The following is a 9,823-nucleotide window of genomic DNA, read 5'->3' as shown; positions in this document are numbered from 1 at the left end:
ACTATTTTCTGCTCCAATACGGTAAATGAATAAGACGCTTCTATTAATTTATTGCTTTGGTATACCCAATTATTATTTGCTTTTGATATATCCGTTATCATTTGTCACCACCCCCTATAATAACTATAACTCATTTTTCTTAAAGTTATCAATAACTTTAAGAAATAAAAGTTATAGTTATCAAAAACTACTAATATCCTATGTTTTAATACCCTTATCAATATAATATATAAATGACCATAAACAGGTTATCTTTAAAATCTGACATACCATAATTAAGTTATCTTTGACCATAAATAGGTTATCTTTAAAATCCGATATACCATAATTAAGTTATCTTTGACCATAAATAGGTTATCTTTCGCATACTCAAACATAGATATATCAATCTTTCTAAGTATGCTTAAAAGTATTAAAACTATGTTGTACTTAAATATTTTAAAACAACAACAATAGAGACGACCATATATAAGTTATCTTTGTTGTTGTTTCTCTTATTTATTAAATAACTTATTTAAAAATCCTTTTGTTTTCTGAACAGGCTCATTATGACTACTCTTTTTCTTTTCCATCTGGTCTTTAATATGCAATAACTTATTATCCAGTTCATGAAAATGTTCTTCCAACATAAATAAGTCCTGTGGCTTATCTCTTAGTAGAACTTGATTATTCTCCATCAATTTTTGTTCTTGCTTCAATCGTTCATTTAAATTTTCTATTTGAACATTTTTAACATTTAATTCATTCCATAGTTTTTCATTTTCTGTTTTCAAGAAGTTTATAAAGACTTTATTGGAGTTTAAATCGTCTGTATCCGTTGCAACCTCATCATCTATTGAATTATCTATGTCTTTAGTATTAAAGTCCTTTATATCTTCTTTAAAGTCCTTTATATCATTTTTAATTAAATTAAGCCCTAATTCATCTATATATGTAACACCTTGCTTTTTGGTTGTATGTTCTTTAAAGGGGTTTCTATTTATTTTATTATAGATACTGGGTTTAGATAAACCTACTAATTGACTAACTTCTGCAACCGTATAAGTCATTAAAATATACCTCACTTTCAATGGGTTTCTATTTATAATATAATTCTATAAACACATTGAAAGTCCTTTATAAATTTTAAAAACAAGTATTTCTACTTGTTCTAAAGATTTAAACTATTATAAACATTGGAGATTACTTCTTTTGTTATTCCAATATATTTTAATGTTATGCTTTCTGAACTATGATTCAAAATCTTCTGTAGAGTATTTACAATACTTGGATTTGTTTTAATGTTATTCGCATATATGTGGTATGCAAAAGTTTTTCGAAGGGTATGAGTTCCAAAATTGCCCTTGATATTCAATTCTTTTAAAGTCGTTTTGATTATTTTGTGTGCGGCCTCGACTGTTAATGCTCCATCACCTTTTCTACTCTTAAATAAATAACTATCAGTATCTATGTTTTTTAAGGTACTTAGGTATAGTAATATAGCATCTTTTGCACTCTTATTTAATTCAAACACTCTTTTTTTATCTGTTTTTTCTTCAGTTATGACCACTTTATCAACTATTTTGTTATCTTGAAATACATTTTTAATACTCAAACTAAGCAAATCGCCCGCTCTAAGACCGACATTTATACCCACTACAAGTAACATATAATCTCTTTTATTTTCTTTTCCTAATAGAAATTGTTTTATTTTTGCTATATCCTTAATTCTTTTTAGTGGTTCAACTTCTTGAGCTTTATTTATTCCTCTGCTTGTTTTGTCATTTGTCTCCATATGTATGCCCCCTTTAAATACTAACTTATAATCATATTATAGTATAAGTTGGCATTTAATATAACAGCATTATGAAATGCAATGTATAAATTCAACGTAAACATAGTAATATCAATACTTACAAGTAATTTAACAAATGCTAACTTATATACAAAGTTGGCATTCGGTGTGCTGATTCAATTTATATATGGAAATAAAAAATAATAAAAACAAAAGAATGCCCAGGTTTTTTTAATAACCAATAGGCATTCTTTTGTTTTTATTATTTTTTATTTAAGTAATTTTTACCTTTTTCAGTTAGTTTAGCAAAGTTGGTTCCTGCTATTATTGTCTTTTTTTTATCAAAAATTCCTAAGTTAGTTGCATAGCCTATTTTCTCTAACCATTCTAACAGACTTTCATAATCTTTTTTATCATCTTTATCATATTCAAATATCGTTCTATCTCTTATGGCTTTTAATATTTCTTCAATTGATAATTTCATAATTTCATCTCCTCATTGTTTGATACACTAAAATAATTGGACTATATACATTAATTATACATTTATATAATGTAAATGTATAATTAATGTATATATAGTGGAATGTTATGTTTACTTAAATTTAACTTTGTAAATTTAATATCCAGTCTATCCATTTATTAACCGTTCCAGACCGTCTATCTACGGTGTCTTGACTTGATATATTGTAAAGAAAACAGTTATTCATAATAATTGAAATTCTTTTTCCAGAGACTGGAGAAGCTGTATCAAAATATTCTCTTAAAACTTTATTGAATACCTCGTGTTCTAATATACATTTTACAATAGATAAATATTTTTGTTTATGTCTTTTAGCCATTATTTGCTTACCTAAGGCAGATATAATATAAGAAATATTAGAAATCGTTCTTCTTTTTTCTATCAAACCTAAATAAATACCTGCATTTGTGTAATAATCTGTTTGTCTTTCGTCAAAAGCATAATTTAATGTTATATATTCTTTCGTAAGTTCACCATTTTCCATTAATAATCCTAATAAATCAATTACTCTTATGAATGAATTTGCTTGTGGAAATGGAACTATAGGCTCAGCTATTAGTGTAACATTTTGTAAAATATCATAAATATCATTAAGCACTATTTGTTCAGGAGCAATTATATAATTTTTTTGGTTAACAAGTTGTAATGAGTTATATTTTAAACAATCATTAAAATTGTATGTAAAAAAACTAAATATATCGTTAGAATAAGTCATAAAAATAGGGATAACTTCCTTAGAAAGTTTACTTTGCCATAGTCTATAAGGATAATAAAGCTGTCGAATTAAAAAATCATCTGATGTAAAGTTTTTAGCTTCTATAACTGCAAATTTATTTATACTTTCATAACCACCATCTATTTCACATTGACTGTTGGATACAGAAATAGGGTATGAATTTCCATTAACTATATTATTAATATCAAAACTAAATTTTCCAGTAGACATCCTACCGTTTACGGTTGGTAAGACATCTTCACCTATAACATCATCTATTATCCCACTCACATAAGCACAACTCAACGCAGAACTTTCGCTATATAGGTTACTACTATCTATGCTGTCAATATGCCCTGGAAGACTAAATCCGATGTTTTGAATATTAGTATTATATGTTATTGGCTGATATGTATCAAAATTACCTAACATATAACTTCCTCTGGTAAGTGGCAATATGGATAAATTATTATCTTTAAATATCTTAGGAAGGTTTACTTTATGGTCAAACTTGGTCATCAATCTTGCTTCACGGAATTTATTAATTTCAGTTGCAGTTATATTAAAAAAACCGTCTTTTTTAACAGAATTTAATATATCATGTTTAACAAAGATTTGCTCCCACTTAGTTTCAATCAAGCTCATAATTGCTCACCAATACCTCATTTATTTCGCCTCTTTTAGCTCCATTACTGTTAATATTTCTATTTGCTTTAACAAATTCTATATTATAATCCTTATATAATTCCAAAATAAATGGAGCAGAAGAATTAGATAAAAGAAACTTAACTCCTTGCTTTGTTAGCTTATCACATAACTTTTTTAATCTTTCTTGGTCTTTCTTACTAAAACCATCTAATGTATAACCTGTAAAACTTGAACTATCACTTATTGGATAATATGGAGGGTCAAAATATACAAAACTTCCTTTACGTATACCGTGTAAAGCTTCTTCAAAGTCACCATTCAGAAAGGTAATATTATTTTCATTTAAATATTTACTAACTGCTTTAAGGGCTATATCATTTGTAATATTAGGGTTTTTATATTTTCCAAACGGAGTATTGAATTCTCCACTCAAATTAACTCTAAAAAGTCCATTATAACAAGTCTTATTAAGATATATTATTCTACTCGCCTTTTGAATATTAGTTAAAGTATCAAATTCAGGAGTTCTATCCAATCCCCTTGTATTGTAAAAATATTCTTCTTCGTTTCTATGTTTTTGTAAGTCAATAATAAGTTCTTCTAAATTATCTCGTATTACAGTATAAACATTTATAAGCTCGCTATTAAAATCATTAATTGTTGCTCTTTTGGGTTGTAAATGAAATAAAACCGCTCCGCCACCAATAAATGGTTCGTAGTAGTTTTTTATACCCTTAGGGATATATTTACTTATTTCTGATAACAACTGTCTTTTACCACCTGCCCATTTTAAAACAGGCTGAACCAATTGATTTTTATTCTGCATGTGTAAATCACCCCTTTCAATAGTATATCATTTTTTTAACCTTTAAAAATCATTATAATATTAATATAAGAATTTTATATAGAAATTTATAAATTGTTTCTAAAGGTAATTATAAGCATATAGAATTAGGCCCCGATAGCTCACAAAAATGATATAATATATGTATATTATGGTATGTTTGCCTATCTCCCCGAAAAGGTATATTGGCATGTTAGTATGTGGCTATACACCACATATTAATTAATAATTGCCCCCTATAATGAATTGATGATACAGGAGGTGAAGATAAATGCCTTATAGTCTTTCTACTGGTAGTGAATATGCAGAATGTCCATGTTGCGGTAAAAGGGCAAACTCTCTCGGTGAAATAGAACCGAATTTTGGATGGAGAACTATGGAGACAGGCGAAACTATACCACAATCGTATTGTCGAGATTGTCGTTCCGCACGTTGTGAAACAGGACAATCATGTAAAGTTAATTTTGGGAGATTTTAACCTTTCTTACTTTCAAAAGGAATACCTTTTGAAATAATCCTTAATCCACTTTTTCGGGGAGATAGGCAAACATACCAAATTGGGTGTACGGGTATATTGTTTCCTGAGCTTTATAGAATCGGCTCTTTATTATTAAAAAATCTTAAAATATCTAATTCTTCTGCTTCAATTTTAAGATTTAAGTAGTTATTTCCTTGTATACCAAAATTACTTGTTGTAGTAAGATTTTTAATCCTTTCACTTTTAAGGTTTTTTTGAATCACATCAAATTTATCGCCAAAGCTAAAGAAAATAATTTTTAGTTTTCTATTTACAAGATTCCTTGTTGTTGTTATTTCTTGTATTAATTCATATAAGTCTTTTTCAGTTCGCCTTGTTATATCTAATACAGCTATAGTGAATACACCTTCTATAGTGCTTAGTATATATATATCATTATTAAGTCTTTTGTAAATTGAAGGCATTACCAAATAATTTAAATGTATTTCTGCTAACATCAAACTTCTTGTTATTTGCCTAATTGTAGGAAGATTTAAATCTCCGTTATTAACATTTTCACTCAAACATATAGTTGATTTTCTTTTTAAATATAATATTTTATAGTTGCTTATTGCTACGCTTCCCATCCATTTATTAACAACAAACTCTTTTGCAATATGTGTTAGATACCTTTTATCTGCCATTCCTTCAAAAATTTTTTCGAAATGATATATTGATATATATCCATAAAAATAGTGATGTATAACTTCTAAGTAAAACTTATATTCAGATTTATAATCCAAATAATCATGCCCGCCTACTAAGTTTGTTTTTACAGTTATTGTTTTATCTATATTAAGCATTGTAAAATTTAACCTCCATTCCGTTATTTTGTGCGAATTCTTGTTTTGATTCAATATTATCTGATGTATAATTTTGGGTTATAACCTCAATTATTTGTGTTACTCCATTAATACAAACAGTTGCGTCTGGGGTGCCATGCTGATAATCTTGCTTATAGTCTTGTTCAGTTTTCCAGGTGTCCCTAACTTCCCAATATTCTTTGTAATACGCTTCTGTAAGCCTATTATCGTGGGTGGCACTTTCAAATTTATATAACTTATCTATCCCTGAAACATTATCCTTCACATACTTTTTACCTCTTTTATCAAGTCTATATATTGTTTTATAATTCCCCTTTATTTTTGCTACTTCTTGTTTTAAATATCCATCTTTAACCAGGTTCCCTAATCGTTTATTATCAGTATCATATTTTAAATAACTCTGAGCTTGATTATTTGTAATAATAGCTGTTCTTCCTAATTGTTTAAATAGTTCGTTATCACGATTTGTTATTACTTTTACTTTATCTTTTATATTAAATCCACCTTTCGTATTATTAATAATACATTTGAATTAACTCTTAGACTGGGATTCATTTTTGAACATTTATGCAATTTTCAATTGCGTATTTTTACTGAAAGTAAAAAATAAATGGAGAAATTATAATACTTAATTTATAAGCTAAAGCGAGTAAATTTTAGTATTATATGAAGACCAGTCCCCACTAAGAAAATTTGTAATGCTAAGCTAATGTTATAGTGTCAACATTAGCTTCCCCCCCATTTTTACTACTAAATGAATTTGATTTAATTGGTATTGTACAAATCAAATTTATTTATTATATACAGTTCTCTATTTATTTATAATTGATGAGACAAAAAAAGCATACCCTGAGGTATGCTTTTACATTTAATCTATTTACTTTGTTTCCTTAGGTTTTGCTTTTGTAATACTTCTTCCTTTCGGTACACTTCTTACATTCTCTAATTCCTCCAACAATGCTTTATATTTAGACTGGTAGGTTTCAATAATACTATTATGTTTGTTTTGTTCTTGACTTAACTGCTCTTGGTGTAATTTCTGTAAAGAAAGTACTTCTCGCTGTGATAGTATACTGGATTTATCTTTTAATTGTTGCATTTCTATAATCTGCTTATCTTTTAGTTGTTCCAATGAGACTACATTGTCCTTTGTTAATGCTTCAACTTTTTTATTTAATTCACTAATATTAAAATCATTATTCTTCAAAATATCTTTTAGCTCGCTATTACTTGCCTGTTGTGTAGCAAGAATACTTTTTAAAGTTTCTATTTCATTTAATAACTTATTATTTACTTCTTTTAATAATAGTAAACCTTTTGTATCTTCTACAAGTTTACTATTATTAAACTCTAAACTATTATTTAATTTTTGTAATTGTATACTGTTACTATCTAATTCTTTTTTATCTTCACAACTATCGTTATATGCTTCTGTTAATAGTTCCTGTTCAGTTGTTATAGCTTCAATTTTAACCTTTAAACTATTAATGACATTATCTTTTTGAATTAGTTGCTGTGCAAGCTCTAACTGTAAATTGTCAATGTTGGTATTGTTACGTTCTAATATATTACCATAAATACTATATATCCTATTAACTAAAGTATTTAGTTCCTTTATATCCACGTCTGCATTTGATACCTTGCTTACTATTTTGTTTGTTTTGTAAATTTCCAATAAAGTCTTAATAAAGTCCCCTGCATTAGCTCCTATATCTTGTTGCTTGTATCCTTCTAATAATGCCTGTAAATCTTTTTTAACCGCTGAATCTAATTTTACTGCGTATGTACTATCCTTCTCTTCTGTTTTTGTTTCCTCTACCATTTTATTTTCCTCGCTTTCATAACTTTAATTTATTATAGTTTATAATAAGTAAACCCGTTGATACTACTAACGTTTACCTTGTTTTTATTAATTTAAATAAATTATACATCCAATAAATATATTTTACAAGTATAAAAAGCAATAGAAAGATATTATGTTAATACCTTCTATTGCTTTCTTCTCTTAATATAATTATTTATTGTAACGCTACTATCTAAGGCTTTATACTCTTTTGTGCCTATTTGTATAGTGTCTTGTAGCTCTGGAATCTCTTCATTGATTGTATCGCCACTATACTTTATAACAATAGGCTTTATTATATTTCTACTATTACTTATTAATTTTCCATGTTTTAGTATATCAATTTGCTTATTTTTTAAAATAATATTGTTCCTGGTATCTATTTCTAATAATTTAATTACATCATCTTTTAAATTCTCATAAATAAAATAATGTTTTAACATGGTTTTATCCCAAATAGGTTTTAAGCCTTCTTCTCTATTGTTTATTAAATGCTTTGATTTACTATAAATAGTATCTATATCTAAACCCGTTTGCACTAAAATATGATAATGTAAATTAGATTTTAAGCTCCATACAGCTAAAGAAATATACTTCAATTGCTTATCTTTATGCTTTAAATTATTCATAAGCTTTTTATAATCAAGCTTATTATTTATATGTATTGTTAGAAAGTAATTAAAATCATTTAATTCAATCCAATCATTCAGCATATATTCCTTTTTTCTTAGTTGTTTAATCTTTTGATTACATTTAAATCTTAATTGTAATTCAGTTAAATTGTCAAAATTAGCTTTCGGTCTACCTTTTCTATTTATGTTTTCGCTGAAGTTTTCAGGATAATTAGTTATAATTAAAGCTACTTTGTTTTTAACTTGTATAGTCTTTTTTGTTTTTTTGATAAATTTAACCTCTTTTCTATTTCAATAATATTTTATTAATATATCTTGAATATATTCCGTTATTAACAACCAGTTAACTATAATAGTAAGAACTATATTTTCTATAAAAATACCTGTTGATTTAATTTGATTTTTTTTAAATACAGTAATCCTCTTATCACCTATTTAAAGGCACTCTGTTGCATTTTAATTTCAGCATTATAAAATATACCTGTTTATGCAATCTGAGTACTTACGCCCCTTATATGGCTTATTTTTCATTATCCCATCCTAATAGCTTTCTTTCAAGTGATTTAAAGTCATACTCCCTTTGTTCATAGTCGTTAAAACTATCAGTTTTTATATTCTCCTTTGGAACTGTGAAGTTTTTTACAATAGTTCTCATATATCCAGTGATGTTTTTTACATCTTTACTCAATAAATAGGTATAACACTGAGCAATTAAATTTATGTTATTATTAGCATCTTTTAAAATACAACTGGCTTCATGTGGTGTAATTGTATGTTTTATAAATATGTCTTGCACTTGTTTTATTGGTCCCACCTCTTGTAGAGATTCTTCAATTTCTTTTGTGGCCGCAATTTCTCTAATTGTTTCGTTATTTTGCTTTATGTAAAATTTAATACTGGTTACTTTCCTAACCTCTTTAAATTCCTTAAAATCTATGGATAAATCTGTATTAACATTTATTTCATCAATTGCTATTCTTATAACTTTTTGCTTTAAATTTGCATATTTTGGATATTGATTTGCGTTAATATCTAAAATAGTTCTTAAATCACTAATACTTATTAACCTATTACCTATTTTTTGATACTGCTTTAGTAGTTCATACAGCCGAAATGAATATGTACTTTTAAACTGCATTATATTTTTTAATTGATATTTTGTATACCAATTCAATTTTAAATAAAAGTCTTTCATATCTTCATCAATTTTAATTGTTAATACACCATTTTCAAAATCAGCAATCTTTATTAAGTGCCTTTTTTTAAACTTCTCGCTGTCATCACTCTTTATTTTTATATACCTTCCCATTAATTTGTCTGTTATTTTATCTAATTCCATATATATATTTTTTTGATTAATATTTAATATTTTACTTAAATCTGTTGCTTTAAATTGATATTCTTTAAAATCATCATCATTTTTCTTTATTATGCTTGCTAACAGTCTAACTATTTTCTGCTCCAATACGGTAAATGAATAAGACGCTTCTATTAATTTATTGC

Annotated in this window: 11 protein-coding genes; 1 reads left to right on the top strand and 10 read right to left on the bottom strand. The window is 26.7% G+C overall.

The genetic code is table 11. The annotated features are described in order from the left end of the window. Positions 1 to 494: 494 nt before the first annotated feature. The 5 genes from Q0649_RS07770 to Q0649_RS07750 form a co-directional block, all read right to left on the bottom strand. Positions 495 to 1,049, bottom strand: a complete 555-nt coding sequence (locus Q0649_RS07770; protein WP_298839748.1) for a hypothetical protein — start codon at positions 1,047 to 1,049, stop codon at positions 495 to 497. Positions 1,050 to 1,150: 101 nt separating this feature from the next. Then, positions 1,151 to 1,774 carry a tyrosine-type recombinase/integrase gene (locus Q0649_RS07765; RefSeq protein ID WP_298839745.1) on the bottom strand — a complete coding sequence of 208 codons (624 nt, stop codon included), beginning with the start codon at positions 1,772 to 1,774 and terminating at the stop codon, positions 1,151 to 1,153. Between the two features lie 262 nt (positions 1,775 to 2,036). Next, a complete protein-coding gene (locus Q0649_RS07760) occupies positions 2,037 to 2,258 on the bottom strand; it encodes a hypothetical protein (protein WP_298839742.1) in 222 nt (73 codons plus the stop codon). A 121-nt stretch (positions 2,259 to 2,379) separates the two neighbouring features. After that, complete coding sequence (locus Q0649_RS07755) at positions 2,380 to 3,657, bottom strand: type II restriction enzyme (RefSeq protein WP_298839740.1); 1,278 nt, start codon at positions 3,655 to 3,657, stop codon at positions 2,380 to 2,382. Further along, positions 3,644 to 4,486 carry a DNA adenine methylase gene (locus tag Q0649_RS07750; RefSeq protein WP_298839738.1) on the bottom strand — a complete coding sequence of 281 codons (843 nt, stop codon included), beginning with the start codon at positions 4,484 to 4,486 and terminating at the stop codon, positions 3,644 to 3,646. The genes Q0649_RS07755 and Q0649_RS07750 overlap by 14 nt, the downstream gene beginning before the upstream one ends. A gap of 289 nt (positions 4,487 to 4,775) precedes the next feature. Between Q0649_RS07750 and Q0649_RS07745 the strand changes: the two genes are divergently transcribed. After that, complete coding sequence (locus Q0649_RS07745; protein ID WP_298839736.1) at positions 4,776 to 4,982, top strand: hypothetical protein; 207 nt, start codon at positions 4,776 to 4,778, stop codon at positions 4,980 to 4,982. A gap of 110 nt (positions 4,983 to 5,092) precedes the next feature. Here Q0649_RS07745 and Q0649_RS07740 read toward each other — a convergent pair whose 3' ends face one another. The 5 genes from Q0649_RS07740 to Q0649_RS07720 form a co-directional block, all read right to left on the bottom strand. After that, a complete protein-coding gene (locus Q0649_RS07740) occupies positions 5,093 to 5,824 on the bottom strand; it encodes a hypothetical protein (RefSeq protein WP_298839733.1) in 732 nt (243 codons plus the stop codon). Continuing rightward, positions 5,817 to 6,110, bottom strand: a complete 294-nt coding sequence (locus Q0649_RS07735) for a hypothetical protein (protein WP_298839730.1) — start codon at positions 6,108 to 6,110, stop codon at positions 5,817 to 5,819. The genes Q0649_RS07740 and Q0649_RS07735 overlap by 8 nt, the downstream gene beginning before the upstream one ends. Positions 6,111 to 6,722: 612 nt before the next feature. Continuing rightward, entirely contained in the window at positions 6,723 to 7,667 is a 945-nt protein-coding gene (locus Q0649_RS07730) for a hypothetical protein (protein ID WP_298839727.1), read from the bottom strand. 167 nt (positions 7,668 to 7,834) lie between these two features. Continuing rightward, positions 7,835 to 8,401 (bottom strand): hypothetical protein, encoded by a 567-nt coding sequence (locus Q0649_RS07725; protein WP_298839724.1) that lies wholly within the window; start codon positions 8,399 to 8,401, stop codon positions 7,835 to 7,837. A gap of 439 nt (positions 8,402 to 8,840) precedes the next feature. Next, positions 8,841 to 9,823, bottom strand: a 983-nt coding sequence (locus Q0649_RS07720; protein WP_298839721.1) for a replication initiation protein, incomplete at its 5' end; no start/stop codon positions are given.

It is taken from the genome of uncultured Clostridium sp., assembly GCF_937920395.1.
Taxonomy (GTDB): Bacteria; Bacillota; Clostridia; order Clostridiales; family Clostridiaceae; genus Clostridium_AD.
This window is presented reverse-complemented; position numbering and strand designations above follow the sequence as displayed.

Bases quoted from the DNA above. Each gene is read 5' to 3' on its own strand.
- Q0649_RS07755 (WP_298839740.1), bottom strand. From the start codon at position 3,657: ATGAGCTTGATTGAAACTAAGTGGGAGCAAATCTTTGTTAAACATGAT.
- Q0649_RS07745 (WP_298839736.1), top strand. From the start codon at position 4,776: ATGCCTTATAGTCTTTCTACTGGTAGTGAATATGCAGAATGTCCATGT.
- Q0649_RS07750 (WP_298839738.1), bottom strand. From the start codon at position 4,486: ATGCAGAATAAAAATCAATTGGTTCAGCCTGTTTTAAAATGGGCAGGT.
- Q0649_RS07765 (WP_298839745.1), bottom strand. From the start codon at position 1,774: ATGGAGACAAATGACAAAACAAGCAGAGGAATAAATAAAGCTCAAGAA.
- Q0649_RS07725 (WP_298839724.1), bottom strand. From the start codon at position 8,401: ATGCTGAATGATTGGATTGAATTAAATGATTTTAATTACTTTCTAACA.
- Q0649_RS07740 (WP_298839733.1), bottom strand. From the start codon at position 5,824: ATGCTTAATATAGATAAAACAATAACTGTAAAAACAAACTTAGTAGGC.
- Q0649_RS07770 (WP_298839748.1), bottom strand. From the start codon at position 1,049: ATGACTTATACGGTTGCAGAAGTTAGTCAATTAGTAGGTTTATCTAAA.
- Q0649_RS07760 (WP_298839742.1), bottom strand. From the start codon at position 2,258: ATGAAATTATCAATTGAAGAAATATTAAAAGCCATAAGAGATAGAACG.
- Q0649_RS07730 (WP_298839727.1), bottom strand. From the start codon at position 7,667: ATGGTAGAGGAAACAAAAACAGAAGAGAAGGATAGTACATACGCAGTA.